The 17,544-nt window shown below is 59.1% G+C and carries 15 protein-coding genes; 11 read left to right on the top strand and 4 right to left on the bottom strand.

All coding sequences use genetic code 11. The features are described from left to right. Position 1 precedes the first annotated feature (1 nt). Positions 2-868 carry a DUF3034 family protein gene (locus AUC60_RS03365; protein WP_087264677.1) on the top strand — a complete coding sequence of 289 codons (867 nt, stop codon included), beginning with the start codon at positions 2-4 and terminating at the stop codon, positions 866-868. A gap of 2 nt (positions 869-870) precedes the next feature. Continuing rightward, positions 871-1,290 (top strand): group I truncated hemoglobin, encoded by a 420-nt coding sequence (locus AUC60_RS03360; RefSeq protein WP_372488972.1) that lies wholly within the window; start codon positions 871-873, stop codon positions 1,288-1,290. Between the two features lie 62 nt (positions 1,291-1,352). On the opposite strand, the gene AUC60_RS03355 is transcribed toward AUC60_RS03360, so the two are convergent. Beyond that, positions 1,353-2,345: a GntR family transcriptional regulator gene (locus tag AUC60_RS03355; protein WP_087264675.1), complete on the bottom strand. Its 993-nt coding sequence runs from the start codon at positions 2,343-2,345 to the stop codon at positions 1,353-1,355. Positions 2,346-2,697: 352 nt separating this feature from the next. Between AUC60_RS03355 and AUC60_RS03350 the strand changes: the two genes are divergently transcribed. The 8 genes from AUC60_RS03350 (at position 2,698) to AUC60_RS03315 (ending at position 10,548) form a co-directional block, all read left to right on the top strand. Beyond that, positions 2,698-4,071: an amidase gene (locus AUC60_RS03350; RefSeq protein WP_087264955.1), complete on the top strand. Its 1,374-nt coding sequence runs from the start codon at positions 2,698-2,700 to the stop codon at positions 4,069-4,071. Between the two features lie 86 nt (positions 4,072-4,157). Beyond that, on the top strand, positions 4,158-5,039 hold the full coding sequence (locus AUC60_RS03345) for a polysaccharide deacetylase family protein (RefSeq protein WP_087264674.1): 882 nt from the start codon (positions 4,158-4,160) through the stop codon (positions 5,037-5,039). Between the two features lie 27 nt (positions 5,040-5,066). Continuing rightward, positions 5,067-6,407: an MFS transporter gene (locus AUC60_RS03340; RefSeq protein ID WP_087264673.1), complete on the top strand. Its 1,341-nt coding sequence runs from the start codon at positions 5,067-5,069 to the stop codon at positions 6,405-6,407. Between the two features lie 10 nt (positions 6,408-6,417). After that, positions 6,418-7,179: an SDR family NAD(P)-dependent oxidoreductase gene (locus AUC60_RS03335; RefSeq protein ID WP_087264672.1), complete on the top strand. Its 762-nt coding sequence runs from the start codon at positions 6,418-6,420 to the stop codon at positions 7,177-7,179. Positions 7,180-7,292: 113 nt separating this feature from the next. Continuing rightward, positions 7,293-8,042 (top strand): SDR family NAD(P)-dependent oxidoreductase, encoded by a 750-nt coding sequence (locus tag AUC60_RS03330; protein WP_087264671.1) that lies wholly within the window; start codon positions 7,293-7,295, stop codon positions 8,040-8,042. Between the two features lie 21 nt (positions 8,043-8,063). After that, a complete protein-coding gene (locus AUC60_RS03325) occupies positions 8,064-8,363 on the top strand; it encodes a hypothetical protein (protein ID WP_087264670.1) in 300 nt (99 codons plus the stop codon). Further along, positions 8,360-9,367, top strand: coding sequence for a CobW family GTP-binding protein (locus AUC60_RS03320; protein ID WP_087264669.1), 1,008 nt, complete (start codon positions 8,360-8,362; stop codon positions 9,365-9,367). Before AUC60_RS03325 ends, AUC60_RS03320 begins: the two co-directional genes overlap by 4 nt. Continuing rightward, positions 9,364-10,548, top strand: a complete 1,185-nt coding sequence (locus AUC60_RS03315; RefSeq protein WP_087264668.1) for an ABC transporter substrate-binding protein — start codon at positions 9,364-9,366, stop codon at positions 10,546-10,548. Before AUC60_RS03320 ends, AUC60_RS03315 begins: the two co-directional genes overlap by 4 nt. A gap of 190 nt (positions 10,549-10,738) precedes the next feature. Here the strand turns inward: AUC60_RS03315 and AUC60_RS03310 are convergent, their stop codons facing one another. The 3 genes from AUC60_RS03310 to AUC60_RS03300 all read right to left on the bottom strand — a co-directional run bounded on the left by AUC60_RS03310 (position 10,739) and on the right by AUC60_RS03300 (position 17,047). Continuing rightward, complete coding sequence (locus AUC60_RS03310; protein ID WP_087264667.1) at positions 10,739-13,153, bottom strand: glucose/quinate/shikimate family membrane-bound PQQ-dependent dehydrogenase; 2,415 nt, start codon at positions 13,151-13,153, stop codon at positions 10,739-10,741. A 131-nt stretch (positions 13,154-13,284) separates the two neighbouring features. Then, positions 13,285-14,667 (bottom strand): carbohydrate porin, encoded by a 1,383-nt coding sequence (locus AUC60_RS03305; RefSeq protein WP_087264666.1) that lies wholly within the window; start codon positions 14,665-14,667, stop codon positions 13,285-13,287. Positions 14,668-15,010: 343 nt separating this feature from the next. After that, on the bottom strand, positions 15,011-17,047 hold the full coding sequence (locus AUC60_RS03300; protein WP_087264665.1) for a TonB-dependent receptor: 2,037 nt from the start codon (positions 17,045-17,047) through the stop codon (positions 15,011-15,013). 255 nt (positions 17,048-17,302) lie between these two features. On the opposite strand from AUC60_RS03300, the gene AUC60_RS03295 reads away from it, so the two are divergent. Next, positions 17,303-17,530, top strand: coding sequence for a VF530 family protein (locus tag AUC60_RS03295; protein ID WP_087264664.1), 228 nt, complete (start codon positions 17,303-17,305; stop codon positions 17,528-17,530). Positions 17,531-17,544: the final 14 nt, after the last annotated feature.

Below are 17,544 nucleotides of genomic sequence, written 5' to 3'. Positions count from 1 at the left end.
TATGAATTACAAAAAAACTTCAGTTGTGCTGAGTTGTGTTCTGAGTGCCTTCATACCGTTTGCAGAGGCTGACAATGGTCGTTTGATCGCTACGGGAGGCGCTTCAAGCATCGAAGGCGCAGCGGGTGGCGGTATTACGCCGTGGGCCGTGCTCACCGGTTATGGCGAACAGGACGAGTGGGGCACCAGCGTTTTCGCGACTCATGTAGACCTGCCGGATTACACGCTGGACGTGGCAGGCATGTCGGTCGCGTATGACAACCGCGTGGAGCTGTCCTACGCTCACCAGCGCTTTGATCTGGGCACGTTGCAGAAGGACCTCAGCCTGCCGGAAGACAACCTGACTCAAGATATCTTTGGCGTGAAGGTGCGCCTGTTCGGCGACCTGATTTACGACAGCCTGCCGCAGGTGTCGCTGGGCATCGAATACAAGAAGCAGAATGACTTCCTGATCCCCAGCCTTATTGGTGCCAAACGCGATTCGGATGTCGAGGGCTATCTGACCGCCAGTCGCCTCTTCATGGGCGCTGCATTCGGCTACAACCTGGTGGTCAATGGTGGCGTGCGCTACAGCCGCGCCAATGAAACCGGTCTGCTTGGCTTCGGCGGTGATCGTCGCGATACCCGTAGCGTGCTCAAGGAAGGTTCGGTCGCAGTACTGTTCAACCCGCGCTGGGCTGTCGGAGTTGAATACCGTGAAAAGCCGGACAACCTGTCGTTCGCCGGTGAGAGTGATTGGGCTGATTTGTTCGTGGGATATTTCCCTAACAAACACCTCTCCGTGGTACTGGCTTACGCGAAGCTGGGAGAAATCGCCACGCTGGAAAACCAGAACGGAGCTTATCTGTCCATTCAGGGGAGTTTCTGATCATGCGCCTGCTCAGCTTTTTTTTGATTGTGTTGTTAGCTGGCTGCGCTCAGCAACCGCCCAAGGATGACAGCCTTTATCAGGCGCTTGGACAGCGCGCCGGGATTCAGCGCATTGTCGAAGGCATGCTCATCATTGCGGTAAAAGATGAGCGCATCGGCGAGCGCTTCAAAAAAATCGATATCGTGCGCCTGCGCGACAAGCTGGTTGAGCAGCTGTGTGTCGAGGCCGGTGGCCCGTGCAAATACACAGGCGACACCATGGCTGAAGCCCACAAGGGTCAGAACCTGACGCGCAGTGATTTCAATGCGCTGGTTGAGGACCTGATCGATGCCATGGACGCCGAAGGTATTTCGGTACCAGACCAGAATCGTTTGATTGCCCGGCTGGCACCGATGCGCGGGGAAGTGATCGAGAAGTAGTAATGGCTTTAGCCGGGAAGGCGCCAGCTAGGCAGAATGGCTCTCCCGGCTGAAGCCGGACCTCAACTCAACCGCGTCAAATACCCGGGCACTTCCTGTTCCGGCAATACCGACAGCACTTTAAGGCGTTGCAGCATGCGCTGTCGCGCGCGTTGCAGGTGTTCCTTGAGGTTAAGTGCTGCGGCGTCGAACGCGCCATGCAGCAGCAGTTCGATAATCAGGCGATGTTCGGCCAGCATCGCTTCGTCGGCACCGATGCCCAGGAGCCGGTAGAAGATCCGGCTGATAATCATCGGACTTTGCCCCTGGCGAATCAGCGTGGCGATCTTGCGATTCTGCAGGTCGGCCAGGCAATGCTGGTGCAGGTCTTCTTCTATGCGCTCGATATCTTCAAGGCTGCAGTGTTCGGCGTTTTGCGCCTGGACGATCCGCTCAAGCATCGCTTCCAGCGTTTCGCGACTCAGGCCCGGGGCAGTCTGGCGCAAGGCCTCGGGCTCCAGGCAGGCACGCAGCTCGTAGTCTTCAGTCACTTCGCGCGCCGTCAGCGGGCCGGCCAGCCATTGCGAGTAGGGTTCCTTTTCCACCAGCCCGCGATCACGCAAACGCATCAGCGCCTCACGCACCACGGCGCGGCTGACGCCGTAATACTGCGCTGCGCTTTTTTCGTCCAGCCGGTAGTGTCCGAAGGCCATGCAGCTTGAAATCGCCGCGCTGATTTCATCGTAAATGCGCTCGCCCAACGGGCGGGTATCGACCAGCTCTTCACTGCTATCCAGACCAAACTGTTTATGACTGAGGGTCAGGCGCAGTGGCTCAACCTCCGTGCCTTCTGGATTGACCAGATACCCACGGCCATCAAATCGACAGATCAACCCCTCGTCATGCAGCAGGTTCAGCGCCTTGCGCACCGGCACTCGGCTGGTGCCGAAAAGGTCGGCAAGCGGTGCTTCAAGCAGCACCAGGCCGGTGCTCGCCGCTCCGCTGACAATGGCGTCGCGTAACACCTGCCGGATCGTGGCATAGCGTGAAGCCGTGCGCGAATCGTCTCCTGACATCGGTTTCCTGAGTTTCTCTAAATGATCGACGGCGGATTCTCGCACATAAGTCCGTTTGTCACCTCGGGCTACGTGCGATGCACATTCGTGGGGCTCACTGTTACTAATATGCACCTAAACGTATCTTTTATGAAAAGTACATTTTTTGCGATGAAGATACGTTTTGCAAAAATGCTCACTCAAATATTCAGTCATCCACAAGATTGAAAGCGCTCTGGCGTAATCGTTTGCGATGTTTTGGGACGTTCTGATCCTACCAACGCTGAAAAGCTGACTCATCTTTGGCATGGATTCTGCCTTTGTTAAATGTACATTTTATTAATTAGTACATTTTTATCGAGGCTGAATGCTGATGATCAAAAGCACTAGCCAAGGCAGGTCGACGGATGCCAGTGCAACGGCTGAGGAATTTGCATCGGGTCGCAATGATCCGGTGCAGGCACTCGAGCTGGCCTTGCAACAGGCCCAGCGCACTGATCACGTATTTATCTCCCTGAGCGTCGAACGTGCTCGTCGTGAGGCCAAGGCCTCTGCGGCTCGTTGGCAGGCGGGGCAGCCTCTAAGCCCATTCGATGGAATACCCGTTGCCTGGAAAGACTTGTTTGATGTCGCTGGTACCGTCACCACCGCCGGTGCCGCTGTGCGTAACAACCTTGGGGCTGCGCTGCTGGATGCACCCACCACTGGCCTCCTGGCGCGGGCGGGCATGGTCAGTTTGGGGAAAACCAACCTCAGTGAGTTTGCTTACTCGGGGTTGGGCCTCAACCCGCATTTCGGCACGCCGATCAATCCGTGCAGCGATGATCAACCTCGCATTCCCGGTGGATCGTCTTCCGGTTCGGCGGTCGCCGTCGCTGCGGGCATTGTGCCTATCGCCATGGGGACCGACACCGCGGGCTCAATCCGCATTCCGGCCGCTTTCAATGGCCTGGTAGGGTTCCGCAGCACCACTCGACGTTACAGTCGGGAGGGTGTTTTTCCCTTGGCCCATACCCTGGACAGCGTCGGTCCGCTGACCCGCAGCGTACGTGACGTCATCGTTATTGATGATGTGCTGCGTGCCCGTAACAAGCCGACTTCGCAGATACCGCGCAGCCTGGTCGGGCAGCGCTTCTGGGTCGATGAGGTGGTTTTGCAGGACGAACGTGTCGAGCCTGCTGTGCGCAACAACCTGATGCAGGCGGTTGCGCGGTTGCATGAAGCCGGTGCGCTGGTCGAGATGCGGCCGTGCGCCGCCTTCCAGGCCACCTTGCAGCTGATTCAACAGCACGGCTGGCTGGGCGCTGCTGAGGCGTTCGCGTTGCACCAGAACCTGCTCGACAGCGATGCGGCCAGCCAGCTCGATCCCCGGGTGCGCATACGCCTTGAGACGGCCCGGCACATGCCCGCCAGCCAGCTACTCAAACTTTATAGCCGCCGTGAGCAATTACAGGAGCAACTCAGCCTGGAACTCGACGGCGCCTTTCTGCTGACCCCGAGCGTGGCCCATGTGGCCCCGCCGCTGGCGCCTTTGCTGGCGGACGACGAGCTGTTTTTCCAGACCAATCTGGCCACCTTGCGCCTGACCATGCCCGGCAGCCTGCTGAACATGCCGGGCATTTCCTTGCCCAGCGGCCATGACGAGCGCGGTTTGCCGACAGGGCTGTTGCTCAGCGCGCCAGCGGGGGAAGACGCGCGTCTGTTGCGCGCCGCGCTGGCCGTCGAAGCGGCAATGGCCAAGGCCTGAGTGAACTCGAACAGCAATCACTGAAACCCCGGCAGCCAGTACTGAATGGGTTAGCGCCGGTCTGATCAACAAGCAGGAGTAGCAAAATGGCTAAAGAGATCTTGTGTGCATTTGGTGTCGATGTTGATGCGGTAGCGGGCTGGCTGGGTTCCTACGGCGGTGAGGATTCTCCGGATGACATCTCCCGTGGCTTGTTCGCGGGTGAAGTGGGTGCGCCGCGTCTGCTTAAACTGTTCGAGCGTTATGGCTTGCGCACCACCTGGTTCATTCCCGGCCATTCCATGGAAACCTTCCCCGAGCAAATGAAGGCTGTGGTCGATGCCGGTCATGAAGTCGGTGTGCACGGTTACAGCCACGAAAACCCGATTGCCATGACGCCGGAGCAGGAAGAGATCGTCCTCGACAAGTCCATCGAGCTGATCACGCAAATGACCGGCAAACGTCCGACCGGTTACGTCGCACCTTGGTGGGAATTCAGCAACGTCACCAACGAATTGCTGCTCAAAAAAGGCATCAAGTACGACCACAGCCTGATGCACAACGATTTCCATCCGTACTACGTCCGGGTTGGCGACAAGTGGACCAGTATTGATTACAGCCAGCATCCCGACACCTGGATGAAACCCTTGGTGCGCGGTGAAGAAACCGATCTGGTGGAGATTCCGGCCAACTGGTACCTCGATGACCTGCCGCCCATGATGTTCATCAAGAAAGCTCCCAACAGCCATGGCTTCGTCAACCCCCGCCATCTGGAAGAAATGTGGCGCGACCAGTTCGACTGGGTCTATCGCGAACACGAGCACGCGGTGTTCACCATGACTATCCACCCGGACGTCTCCGGTCGCCCGCAGGTGCTGTTGATGCTGGAGCGTTTGATCGAACACATTCAGAGCCATGAGGGCGTCAAGTTCGTCACCTTCGACGAAATCGCCGACGACTTTATCCGCCGTAACCCACGTAACCGCTGATTCATTGGCCTGTCCGAGGCGTCACTCATGTCTATTTACAACAAGCTTGACCTGACTGGCTGGAAACCCCAGCAATTGACTCCAGACGAAGTGCGATTCGCTACCTGGATCGCATTCTTCGCGTGGGTTTTTGCGGTGTACGATTTCATTCTGTTTGGCACGCTGTTGCCGGAAATCGGTCGGCATTTTGCCTGGAGTGAAGTCGAGCAAGCCGAGATTGCCACCTGGGTGGCGGTGGGGACCGCAGTAGTCGCCCTGGCCATCGGGCCGTTGGTAGATCGCTTGGGTCGACGCATGGGCATTATCTTCACCGTCAGCGGTTCGGCAATTTGTTCGGCGCTGACGGCGATTGGTGGTTCGTGGGGGAAATCGCCGTTGATTCTGATCCGTTCACTGGGTGGCCTGGGCTATGCGGAAGAAACGGTCAACGCGACTTACCTGAGTGAAATCTACGCGGCCTCCGACGACCCGCGTCTGGCTAAACGTCGCGGCTTTATTTACAGCCTGGTGCAAGGTGGCTGGCCGGTCGGGGCATTGATTGCTGCGGGCCTGACTGCGGTGTTGTTGCCCATCATCGGCTGGCAAGGCTGCTTCGTTTTTGCGGCGATCCCGGCCATCGTCATCGCGATTCTGGCGCGCAAACTCAAGGAGAGTCCGCAGTTCCAGATCCATCAGCGCATTACCCAACTGCGTAAAGCCGGTGATGTGAGCCAGGCTCAAGCCGTGGCGCTGACTTATGGCGTGGATTACGAAGAGCACCGCACGGCGGGGCTTGCCGCGGCGTTTCGTGGCACATCGCGCCGTGCAACTCTGGTGATTGGTGCGGCCATTCTGCTCAACTGGGCAGCGATCCAGGTGTTCAGCGTGCTCGGTACGTCAGTGATTGTCAGTGTGCATCACGTGTCCTTCGAGAACTCGCTGATCATTCTGGTGTTGTCCAACCTGGTGGGTTACTGCGGTTATCTGAGCCACGGCTGGATGGGCGACAAGATTGGTCGTCGCAACGTCATCGGTCTGGGCTGGATGCTCGGCGGGCTGTCCTTTGCCGCGATGCTCTACGGCCCGAGCAACATGCCTACGGTGATCGGCCTTTACAGCCTGGGTCTGTTTTTCCTGATCGGCCCTTACTCGGCGGCCTTGTTCTTCATCAGCGAAAGCTTCCCCACCAGCATCCGCGCTACTGGCGGCGCAATCATCCACGCCATGGGGCCTATCGGCGCGGTCATTGCCGGTTTCGGCGCCACGTCTGTACTGAGCGCTGGTGGCGACTGGCAGACCTCCGCTTTGTACTTCGGCGCGCTGCCTTGCTTCCTCTCCGGTGCGCTGATGTTTGCCGCCCGACATGTCCGTCCGGAAACCGTGAAATAAGGAATTGCACATGACCCGTAAAGTTGCAGTGATCACCGGTGCCGCCAGCGGCATCGGGCAAGCGCTGGCCGTCGCGTTCGCGCAAAAGGGCGTGGCAGTGATGGGCGGTTTTTATCCAGCTGATCCTCACGATCCTCAGGAAACGGTTCGCCTGGTGGAAGCAGTGGGTGGTGAGTGCCTGATGGTGGCGTTAGACGTCACCCGCACGCAATCGGTGGATGCGCTGGCCGATCAGGCGTTCAAAACCTTCGGCCGCATCGATTACGCCGTGGCCAACGCAGGCCTGCTGCGCCGTGCGCCTCTGCTGGAAATGACAGACGAGCTCTGGAACGAGATGCTCGATGTGGATCTGACCGGCGTGATGCGTACCTTCCGCGCCGCAGTCAGGCACATGAGCGAGGGCGGCGCGCTGGTGGCGATTTCGTCTATTGCCGGCGGGGTATACGGCTGGCAGGACCATGCTCACTACGCCGCCGCCAAGGCCGGCGTGCCCGGGCTGTGCCGTTCATTGGCGGTGGAGTTGGCTGGCCGGGGTATTCGCTGCAATGCGGTGATTCCCGGCTTGATCGAGACGCCGCAATCCCTGGACAGCAAAAATTCCCTGGGCCCGGAAGGCCTCGCTCAGGCAGCCAAAGCGATCCCGCTTGGCCGAGTGGGGCGGGCCGATGAAGTCGCCTCACTGGTGCGTTTCCTGTGCAGCGACGAGGCCAGCTACCTGACCGGACAAAGCATTGTGATTGATGGAGGGCTGACGGTGCGTTGGCCTGAGTAATTCGCCAGTCCGAATCGCGGAATCAAACACGAAAAACGATCTGAACTGGAAATGCTTTTTCTGTAGGAGCGCCACCCCGGTCGCTCCTGCAGAACTGAACAGGAAATCCGCGTATGCAACAACTGATCAACAAACGCGCCGTCATCACGGGCGCAGGCAGCGGGATTGGTGCTGCCATCGCCCGCGCCTATGCAGTCGAAGGCGCACAATTGCTGTTGGGCGATCGCGATCCGATGAGCCTGGCGAAAGTCGCCCAGGAGTGCCGTCAATTGGGCGCGCAGGTGCACGAGTGCGTCGCCGACGTCGGCAGTGTCGAAGGCGCGCGAGCCAGTATCGACGCCTGCGTCGAGCACTTCGGTGGCATCGACATCCTGGTCAATAACGCAGGCATGCTCACCCAGGCGCGCTGTGTCGATTTGAGCATCGAGATGTGGAACGACATGTTGCGTGTAGACCTGACCAGTGTCTTCGTGGCGAGTCAGCGTGCACTGCCGCACATGCTGGCCCAAGGGTGGGGGCGCATCATCAGCGTTGCTTCGCAACTGGGTATCAAGGGCGGCGCCGAGCTCACTCACTACGCTGCGGCCAAAGCCGGGGTGATCGGCTTTACCAAGTCGCTGGCGCTGGAAGTGGCCAAGGACAACGTGCTGGTCAACGCCATCGCGCCTGGCCCGATTGAAACGCCATTGGTGTCGGGGATCAGCAGCGCCTGGAAAATCGCCAAGGCTGCCGAGTTGCCCCTGGGACGTTTCGGTCTGGCCGAAGAAGTCGCGCCAGTAGCGGTGCTTCTGGCCAGTGAGCCAGGCGGCAATCTTTTTGTCGGCCAGACGCTCGGGCCGAATTCTGGCGATGTGATGCCCTAGTGAGCAAATGAGGATCACCTGATGTGTGGATTGTGCGGCCTGCTGGGCGAAGACGTGCACTGGAGCGACCCGCTGGGCGGTGAATTGCCCCGGCGGCGTGAACGCCTGCGCCGTATCGCGGCGATCAACAGAGTGGTGGCGCCGTTTCGCCTCAAGGTTGAAGACTTTCAGGGCTCGTCTTACCTGTTGCTTGGTGCCACCGGCAAGCAGGAGCTGGCGTCAGGCCTCGATCAGCTATTGGAGAAAGCCGAACTGCTGATCGGTCGACAGCTGGACCCGCTTGACCCCCTCGTGCTGGATCATTTGCAGAGGTCATCATGAGCATCGCGTTGAACGTTATTACCGGCTTCCTCGGCAGCGGCAAGACCACCTTGCTCAAGCGACTGTTGCAGGACGAAAACCTCGGTGATACAGCGTTGCTGATCAATGAATTCGGCGACGTGGGTATCGATCATCTGCTGGTTGAGGAAGTCGCGCCCGACACCGTATTGCTGCCCAGTGGCTGTGTCTGTTGCTCCATTCGCGGCGAACTCAAGGACGCGTTGATGGGCCTGCTTGCCCGGCGCGCCAAGGGCGAGATCCCGCCGTTTCGCCGCGTGATTCTGGAAACCACTGGCCTGGCGAACCCGGCGCCGATCCTCGCGACCCTGAGCAACGATCCGCAACTGCGCGGGCGTTTTCATGTGGGGCTGATTGTGACCCTGGTAGATGCCTGTCACGCCACCCTGCAGGAGCGTTTGCACCCGGAGTGGCTGGCGCAGGTGGCTGCGGCGGATCGTTTGTTACTGAGCAAGACTGATCTGGTGGATGAGCCATCGCTGACTGAGTTGCGAGCACATCTGCAGGCACTGAATTTCTCCGCGCTCATGATGGATACCGCGCAGGTTCACAGCGGCGATCAGTTATTGCTGGGCGAAGGTGTGCTCGATGTAGAGCCTGCCCAGGAGGTGGCACGCTGGCAGTTGCATCGCGTGCAATCCACCGCGTCAAAGCATGGTGATGCGCAAGTGTGCTGCTTGAGGTTCGAGCAGCCACTGGATTGGGTCGGTTTCGGGGTCTGGCTGTCGATGATGTTACGATGCCACGGTGAACGAATCCTTCGAGTCAAAGGACTGCTCAACGTGAATGCCAGCCAAGCCCCTATCGTGATTCATGGTGTGCAGCATTGCCTGCATGCACCCGTGCACCTGTCGGCCTGGCCAGGGGACGATCACAGTTCGCGGCTGGTGTTTATCCTGCGCGGCCTCGACCCTGAGCTGTTGCGCCGTTCGTTTGATGTCTTTGCCCGCTGCTTCGCTCCGGCCATCAGCGAGACCGCAGCATGACCATCACGCTTCGCGTCCTGGGTACATCGGTCACGTTGCTTGAATCAATCCGTGAGCGTGCCGAGCAGGAACTGGGTATCTGCCTGGAGTATCAGGTGCACGACGTGCAGACCGCGCAACGCATTGCGGTGATGCAGCCCGACAGCTATGACCTTTACGATCAGTGGTTCCACAACGTCGACTTTGTGTGGCCGGCGCGTGCCATCCAGCCCATCGATACCCGGCGCATCGCTCTCTGGCATGAGATCAATGACTTGCCCAAGCGCGGGCGATTGCGGCCCTCGGATCGGCTTGGCAGTGGCAGCGTCCCCAGCGAGCGTCTGTTCGTGCAGCATGATGGCACGCTGGGAAGTACGGTCAGCGAGCGCATCAGTATGCTGCCGCTAACACACAATGCCGATAGCTTTGCCTATCGCCCGGAGCGCGTGCCCGTCGGGCTGGACAGTGATCATGAGAGCTGGGGCTGGCTACTTGATCCAGCCTGGGGGGGACGTATCGCCCTGCAAAGCGATGCGGCCATTGGTGCGCTGGATGCAGCGCTGGCGTTGCAGGGCGCAGGCCTGGCGCAGTTCAAAGACATCGGCAACATGAGCATCGAGGAAATCGACGTACTTGCCGATGTCTTGGTGCGCAAACAGCAGGAAGGGCATTTCGGCGCGTTCTGGTCCGATGATGAAGAGGCTGCAGAGTTGATGCTCAGCCCGACCATTGATATTCAAAGCCTCTGGTCGCCCACCCTGGTGCGGCTGCATCGAGCTGGCGTGAAGTACCGCGTTGCGGTGCCCCGTGAAGGCTATCGCGGCTGGTTCGGCGGTTTGTCGCTCTCGCGCCATGCCAAAGGTCCGGTACTCGATGCTGCCTACGCGTACCTCAACTGGTGGCTGTCCGGCTGGCCGGGTGCAGTCATGGCACGCCAGGGTTATTACATCGGTAACCCGGCACGCAGCCGCGATCACCTGAGTGCGGCAGAATGGGATTACTGGTACGAGGGCCTGCCTGCCCGTGAGCAACTGCTCGGCAGCGACGGCCTGCCGCTGATTGACGCCGGAGAGGTACGTGATGGCGGCTCCTATGAACAGCGCATGGGCCATATTGCGGTGTGGAATTCGGTGATGGATGAGCACAATTATCTGGTCAGGCGCTGGAGCGATATCCTGCGGGCAGGGCGAAAAACGCGGTAGAGACAGGCAGTAACTCACCATTCAAGCCAGGGTGCGGGAGCCGACCTTGCTCGCGAAGCACGATAGCGCGGTCAACCTGCTACAGCCTCTGTGGGAATAAGCCGGGCAACAATTTCAGGCAGGGTAAAAATCGTCCGCAAAAAAGGCGGCCATCTTTCGATGGCCGCCTTTTTATTGCGTCAGCGAAACATCAATCCGGCAGTTTGAACGCCATCACGTAGTCGCCTTGCTTGGTGCCCAGCGAGCCATGACCGCCGGCCACGACGAGCACGTATTGCTTGCCGTCCTTGCCGGTGTAGGTCATCGGTGTGGTTTGCGCGCCTGCTGGCAGACGACCTTCCCACAGTTGCTTGCCGTTACGAACGTCGTAAGCACGCAGGTATTGATCAAGCGTACCGCTGAGGAAGGCGACGCCACCGGCGGTGGTGAACGTACCGCCCAGGCTTGGAACGCCCATGCTCAACGGGATCGGAACCGGCGAGCTGTCACGCACGGTGCCGTTTTTGTGTTTCCAGATGGTTTGATGATTGGTCAGATCCACGGCAGCCACATAACCCCACGCAGGTGCCTGGCAAGGCAGACCCATTGGCGACAGCAACGCTTCGAGAATCACGCCGTATGGCGCGCCTTTGTTCGGCTGTACGCCTTCGGTTTCGCTTTTACGACCAGGCCCGCCTTCCACTTCTGCGGCCGGCACGAGTTTGGAGCGGAACGCCATGTAGCTCGGGTTGACGAAGGCGATCTGACGCACCGGGTCAACCGAAATGCCGCCCCAGTCGAATACGCCGAAGTTACCTGGATAAACGATCGAACCTTGCAGCGATGGCGGAGTGAACGGGCCTTCGTAGCGCAGGGATTTGAAGTCGATCCGACACAGCGCCTGGTCGAACGGCGTTACGCCCCACATGTCGCGTTCTTTCAACGGCGGCGGCATGAAGTTCAGGTCGGACTTGGGTTGGGTTGGCGAGGTACGGTCGCCCGCCACTGCGCCGCCGGGAACCGGTATCTCATTGATCGGGATGATCGGCTGACCATTGCTGCGGTCCAGCACGTAGATGCTGCCCTGCTTGGTCGATACCAATACCGCAGGCTTGATGCCGTCGGCTGTTTTCATGTCCATGAGGGTCGGCTGACCGCCCACGTCCATGTCCCACAGGTCATGGTGAGTCAGTTGCATGTTCCAGCGGACTTTGCCGGTAGCGATGTCCAGGGCGACGATGCTGGCGCTGTATTTCTCCGACTCGTCAGTACGGTCACCGCCCCACTGATCTGGAGTCTGGTTACCCATCGGCAAGTAGAGCATGCCGAGTTTCTCGTCGACGGCGAACATCGACCACATGTTAGGCGAGTTACGTGTATAGGACTTGCCTTCAGCAAGCGGAGTCGTATCGTCCGGGTTGCCGCTGTCCCAGTTCCACACCAGACGACCGGTGTGGACGTCGAATGCACGGATCACGCCGGAAGGCTCGTCGGTGGAGACGTTGTCGGTCACGTGACCGCCAATTACCACCAGGTCCTTGGTCACTGCAGGTGGCGACGTGGAGTAGTAACCGCCCGCCGCGAAAGTGCCGATGTTGGCGCTCAGGTCGATGGCGCCTTTGTTGCCGAAGTCTTCACAGACCTTGCCCGTGTCGGCGTTCAGCGCGATCAGGCGGGTATCAGCAGTCGGCAGGAAGATGCGACGTGGGCAAACGTTGCTCGCGTTGGAAGCGACAGCCGGTGTTGCCGGGCTCTGCGCTGGCGCTGCGGCATAGGCAGCGTCATCGTGGTACGACACGCCACGGCAGGTCATGTGTGCCCAGCCTTTGAAGTTGGCAGCATTCTGAGTGCTGATCTTCGGATCGTAGCGCCAGATTTCCTTGCCGGTGTCCGGATCAAGAGCAATCACCTGGCTATGCGGCGTACACACGTAGAGCATGCCGTTGACTTTGAGCGGCGTGTTTTCAGCTGTGGTTTCGCCCGGATCGTTCGGGCCTGGAATGTCGCCAGTGCGATAAGTCCAGGCGGGTACCAGCTTGTTGGCGTTATCCGGAGTGATCTGCGCCAGTGGTGAGTAACGGTCGCCGAAAGCGGTGCGGCCGTAAGACTGCCAGTCGCCGTCCGGCATGGCTGGCGCGGCGCTTGTCGTGCCCGCAGTGTCGCGGTCCAGTTGGCCCTTGAGTTCACCAGGGTTGGTGAACTGGCTGGCCAATGCAGTGAGACCTGCCAGCACTACCGCAACGGTCAGTGCGCCGGTGCCTTTACCGCCTGGCTGACCACGCAGTACCGGACGACGGAACCATGGCAGCAGCATCACGATGCCCAAGGCAAACCACAGTGCCAGACGCGGCACCAGTTGCCACCAGTCCAGACCCACTTCCCACAATGCCCAGACGGTGCTGGCGAACAGGATTGCTGCGTACAGGCCGAAAGCCGCACGGCGTCCAGTGATGAGCAGAATGCCCGTCACCGCGAAGCCAATGCCGGCCAGCAGGTAATACAGCGACCCGCCCAGTTGCAGCAGTTTGACGCCCAGACCCAGCAGGACCAGGCCCATCAGCAGTATCACCAGCCCGAGCAACGTCGGTAGCAGGCGATTTTTACTCAAAGCACCGTCAGTGCTCATAGTGTGAATCTCCAAGGACAGATTTAAGTGATGAAGCTTTGTTATTCGCGCAGGATTCGCTGAAGAATTCTCTGCAATACTTTGAAACTAGTTGTTGATACGAACTAATGACAGCAGAAATCAGCCGTCGGTCAGAACGACGACTGAATTTTTAGGCCTGCCACCAGCGCATCGTCCACTTTGTCGACCCCACCGGGATGGCGCACGAACTGCAGATTCGGGCGCACCGTCAGCCAGTTGGTCAGGTGCACGCCGTAATACAGCTCGGCGTTGTATTCGGTGTCCTGCAGGGGCGTGAAAGCCCTATCGTTGTAGTCGTAAACGGCGGCTGCCTGATTAAGGGCGGCGGCGTTTTTGCGGTAGGCCGGGTTGACGTGGATGCGCGAGACAGCAAGGCCGATGTCGTCTTTGGGGCGGGCATCAAACGGGCCTTTGTAGAACGCACCGAGCGCTACGTAGTTGTCGACCATGTTGGTCTTCTTGTCGTGCATCGTGCCGTTGGCGAATACGCTCAAGCCGCGGCTTGGGTCGTTGTCGCGACTGGTAACCTGCTGCAGCAGGTTCAACCACATGCCGTGTTTGCTCGATGCACTGCGATAGGTACCGTCAGTAAGCGCTGCCGACTGGCCATTGCTGCTCTTGTAAACGTCCTGGCTGTCGGCGGTGCTGTAGTAATAGCCTGCGCGATATTCACCCGGCAGACCATCGACCTTGGGCGACCAGACCAGCTCGACGGGCAAGACCGCCCCTTGGGTGCCGCTGTCACTGAGTTTGAAGCCGTTGTCGTTTTCCAGATTCGAAGGGTTTTGCTCGAATGCGCCGACCTGGGCGAAAAATTCCGGGGTGATTTGGTATTTGATGCGCATTGCCCACTGGCTTATCGGCCAGTTGTACACAGTACCGCCATCCCAGTTACCCACCTGGGAACCGCACAGTGAAAGGTTCTGGAAGTCGCAGGGGAAGCTGCCGAAATCCTCGCCCTGATTGAATCGGCCGAGCTTCACGCTCAAGGCCTGATCAAGGAATTTTTGCTGATACCACAGCTGCGTCAGACGCGTAACGCTGCCACGGCCCCAGACTTCCTGTGAGGAAGACAGCGTTCCCGTGCGCGGGTCACTGACGCGGTCGTTGCTGATGTTGTCGCCGTTGCGATTATTCACCGTCAACTGGAACTCGGCATCATGCCAGCCGAGGATCTTCTGCAGATCGAGATGGGCGCCGAGGGCGTATTGATCGCTGTAACGCACAGCGTTGTCGTGGCTGTAACCGCCATGCAGGTTGGAACCCATCTCTGCGGTGTAATCGAGTTTGAAATCGTAGCCCTGTTGCGACAGCTCGGTTCGCTTGCCTGCCCAGTCGCCCAGCATCCATGGCGAATCACTGTCAAATGCAGGTGCAGCCTGTGCGCAACTGGCCAGACCTGCGACGGCAAGTCCACAGAGCCTTGCGGCAAAGTTAAGGCGTGAAGGGCAGGGCAGGGCAAAAGCCAAAAAACGTCTCGGGTCGGCAGACATAGGTATCGTTCTTTTGAGTTATTCAGGAAAGGCGTGCGGCGCTATGCCGCGGTTCTGCACTGCGAAAGCAGTTGCAAAATCGGTTCAGCTGGCGGGGTGTAATGATAGGGGGCTAACGAGTTAGTAAACAGCAACAAAACTGACATGGATCATTGCGGGGATTGCAACAGTGCGGCAAAGGCTACGCCGGGCCGATAGCACCAGAGGTCCACGGCCCGAGCTGTCCAACTGCAACGATGTCCTGTGGAGTGAGCTTGCTCGCGATTCGATTTTCTTTTAACAAGTCATCGTCTGATCTGACGCTATCGCGAGCAAGTCCCGCTCCAACAGGGGCGCGGATTTATCAGAACGTCGTCCGCAATCCCACTTCTACACTGCGCCCCGGCGCCGGAGCTATGTCGCGCAGGATTGAACTGGCGTAGCGCACTGTCTGGTTAGTCAGGTTCTCGCCGTTGACAAAGGCCAGCCACTGGCTGCCGCCCAGATTGAAATTGTACCCGGCGCTGGCGCCGAGCGATGTGTAGCCATCCGTGCCGGTTTCATTATCTGGAACTCTACGCTGTGAGCTGGCGTGTTCCACATCTATCCGCGCTTGCCACTTGTCCAGCTCCCACAGCAGGCCACTGTTCAAGCGCAACGGAGCAATACGCGGCAAGGCTTCTCCTGTGTCCAGGTTTTTCGCGCGTGTGTAGTCACCGGAAAGCTCCAGCGCCAGGCTGCCGTACTGATTTTCTCCCAGCTTCCAGTGGTCCTGCGCTTCAACGCCGCTGAACCTCGCACGAACGCCTGAGTAGTTGTATTCAGGGATCCCGTCTGCGTCCTCTTCGCCGTCGTCATTCAGCGTCCGACCTGTGCTCAATAGGCCGATGTAATTGGAGAAGTGGCTGTAGAACACACCAACGCTGCCCTTGTGGGTGCCATTGTCAAAACGTAAGGCCAGATCGCTGGACACGGCTTTTTCTTTGGACAGCCCTGCATCGCCGCGTTCGTATGTGCCAGTGGCAACGTGCGCGCCGTTGGCGTAGAGCTCGTAGAAGGTCGGTGCGCGCTCGGTATAACCCAGAGTTGCGGCCAGCGACCAGACGGGCGTCAGGGTGTAGACCGCGCCGGATGACAGACTGCCAGCGGTGAAACTGCTGGAGTTGTCGGTGCTGGCGAAGCGCTCGTTACCTTTGGCGTCCGGGTCGACAGTGGTGTGCTCGATGCGACCGCCCAGACTCAGCTTGAGGCGCTCGGTCGCTTGCAGTTCTTCGAGGATGAACAGCGCGCCCGCGTCAGTATCGGTCTGCGGCACGAATGCTTCTTCGCCCAGCGCAGAGAACTCGCCACGGGTCACTTGCGCGCCGATCACGCCTTCAAGTGGGCCGATGGGTTGATGACGCGCTTCGACGCGGGCTTCGTAACCTTTGTTCCTGAACGTAGTGCCGACTTCGCCGCCTTCAATTTCACGGTGTTCATATTCGGTGTACCCGGCGTCCAGTTTTACCGAGCTGAACGGGCCCGACAAATTACGGATTTCCGAGGCAAAAGCGTAGTGCTCCTGCTCCATGCGAATGCGCACATCTTCTTCTGCCGGCGAGCCGTAATTGGAGTCGTAGTTGCTGTAGGACACACCCGCGTAGCCGTCGTCCCATGTGTAGGAACCGCCCACCGCGCCGCCATCCTGACGACCGTTGCTGTTGTTCAGTCGATGTTTCTTGTCGTTGCCTTCTTCGGCAGCACCTTGCTCGCTGGTACGGGCATAGCCCGGGATGCGCAGGTCGTTAAACTCTCGAGCATTGGCGTCGATGTGCAACGCGAACTGACCATTACCGGCTTCCAGCTTGCCCGCGCTGCTGCGAGTTGTGTCCGCACCGCCATAACGCAGTTCACCGGCACCGTGAATGCCCTCAATGGCCTCAGTCGGAATGCGATTGTCGAACGTGTTCACTACGCCGCCGATGGCGCTGCCGCCATACAACAGTGCCGCCGGCCCCCGCACGACTTCAATACGCTCGACGTTCACCGGGTCCAGCGGGACGGCGTGATCGTAGGACAGCGACGAGGCGTCCAGCGCACCGACACCATTGCGCAGGATGCGAATCCGGTCGCCGTCCAGCCCACGAATAATCGGTCGACTGGCTCCGGGCCCAAACCAGGAAGACGAAACCCCCGGCTGTTTGTTGAGTGTTTCGCCCAGGCTGCCTTTTTGTTGGAGCGTCAGATTATCGCCCTCCAGCACCGTTGCCGGAGATGCCAATTGGTCACTGCCCAACGGGTTGGCGGTAATTACCTGCGGCTCTAGGTCCACGATGCTGGCAGCGTGCGCAGTTGAGGCAAGCAGCATGGCAGCCGCCATTGGCGTGAGGCGCCAGAGCAAGTATTTGGAGGGACTAGACATGCGAAGTTCCTTGGCAGACGAGCGCATTCTGAGGCGCCCGGTGAAGCGTTGAGATGGCAAGTTGTTGTTACAATATAACATCTCTTTATCGGCTGAAAAGGGAACTTTTCGGACACGTCCTACATTTGAAGTGGGCGCTAGCTGACTGCCGAGCCAAACTCTTCGCACGCTAAGCTCTTCCCGCTGTCTGAAGGCTCGGCTAAGGTGCGCAGCTTCCGGGAAGTGCCCCCTATCCATTCAGCTTGAAGGTTTCGCATGACTACACCTCACTCCAACCCTTTGCACGGCGTAACGCTGGAACAAATTCTCAACGCACTGGTTGAGCACTACGAGTGGTCGGGTCTGGCTGAACGCATTGATATTCGCTGCTTCAAGAGCGATCCAAGCATCAAGTCCAGCCTGACGTTTCTGCGCAAGACGCCTTGGGCCAGGGAAAAGGTCGAGGCGTTGTACGTGAAGTTGCACCGCAGCAAAGGCTGGTAATTTCGCCTGGTTCG

Source organism: Pseudomonas caspiana (assembly GCF_002158995.1).
GTDB classification, from domain to species: domain Bacteria; phylum Pseudomonadota; class Gammaproteobacteria; order Pseudomonadales; family Pseudomonadaceae; genus Aquipseudomonas; species Aquipseudomonas caspiana.
This window is presented reverse-complemented; position numbering and strand designations above follow the sequence as displayed.

Coding starts and splice junctions, on each gene's coding strand:
- AUC60_RS03310 (WP_087264667.1), bottom strand. CDS start 13,153: ATGAGCACTGACGGTGCTTTGAGTAAAAATCGCCTGCTACCGACGTTG.
- AUC60_RS03315 (WP_087264668.1), top strand. CDS start 9,364: ATGACCATCACGCTTCGCGTCCTGGGTACATCGGTCACGTTGCTTGAA.
- AUC60_RS03350 (WP_087264955.1), top strand. CDS start 2,698: ATGATCAAAAGCACTAGCCAAGGCAGGTCGACGGATGCCAGTGCAACG.
- AUC60_RS03300 (WP_087264665.1), bottom strand. CDS start 17,047: ATGTCTAGTCCCTCCAAATACTTGCTCTGGCGCCTCACGCCAATGGCG.
- AUC60_RS03325 (WP_087264670.1), top strand. CDS start 8,064: ATGTGTGGATTGTGCGGCCTGCTGGGCGAAGACGTGCACTGGAGCGAC.
- AUC60_RS03295 (WP_087264664.1), top strand. CDS start 17,303: ATGACTACACCTCACTCCAACCCTTTGCACGGCGTAACGCTGGAACAA.
- AUC60_RS03340 (WP_087264673.1), top strand. CDS start 5,067: ATGTCTATTTACAACAAGCTTGACCTGACTGGCTGGAAACCCCAGCAA.
- AUC60_RS03365 (WP_087264677.1), top strand. CDS start 2: ATGAATTACAAAAAAACTTCAGTTGTGCTGAGTTGTGTTCTGAGTGCC.
- AUC60_RS03355 (WP_087264675.1), bottom strand. CDS start 2,345: ATGTCAGGAGACGATTCGCGCACGGCTTCACGCTATGCCACGATCCGG.
- AUC60_RS03360 (WP_372488972.1), top strand. CDS start 871: ATGCGCCTGCTCAGCTTTTTTTTGATTGTGTTGTTAGCTGGCTGCGCT.
- AUC60_RS03335 (WP_087264672.1), top strand. CDS start 6,418: ATGACCCGTAAAGTTGCAGTGATCACCGGTGCCGCCAGCGGCATCGGG.
- AUC60_RS03305 (WP_087264666.1), bottom strand. CDS start 14,667: ATGTCTGCCGACCCGAGACGTTTTTTGGCTTTTGCCCTGCCCTGCCCT.
- AUC60_RS03330 (WP_087264671.1), top strand. CDS start 7,293: ATGCAACAACTGATCAACAAACGCGCCGTCATCACGGGCGCAGGCAGC.
- AUC60_RS03345 (WP_087264674.1), top strand. CDS start 4,158: ATGGCTAAAGAGATCTTGTGTGCATTTGGTGTCGATGTTGATGCGGTA.
- AUC60_RS03320 (WP_087264669.1), top strand. CDS start 8,360: ATGAGCATCGCGTTGAACGTTATTACCGGCTTCCTCGGCAGCGGCAAG.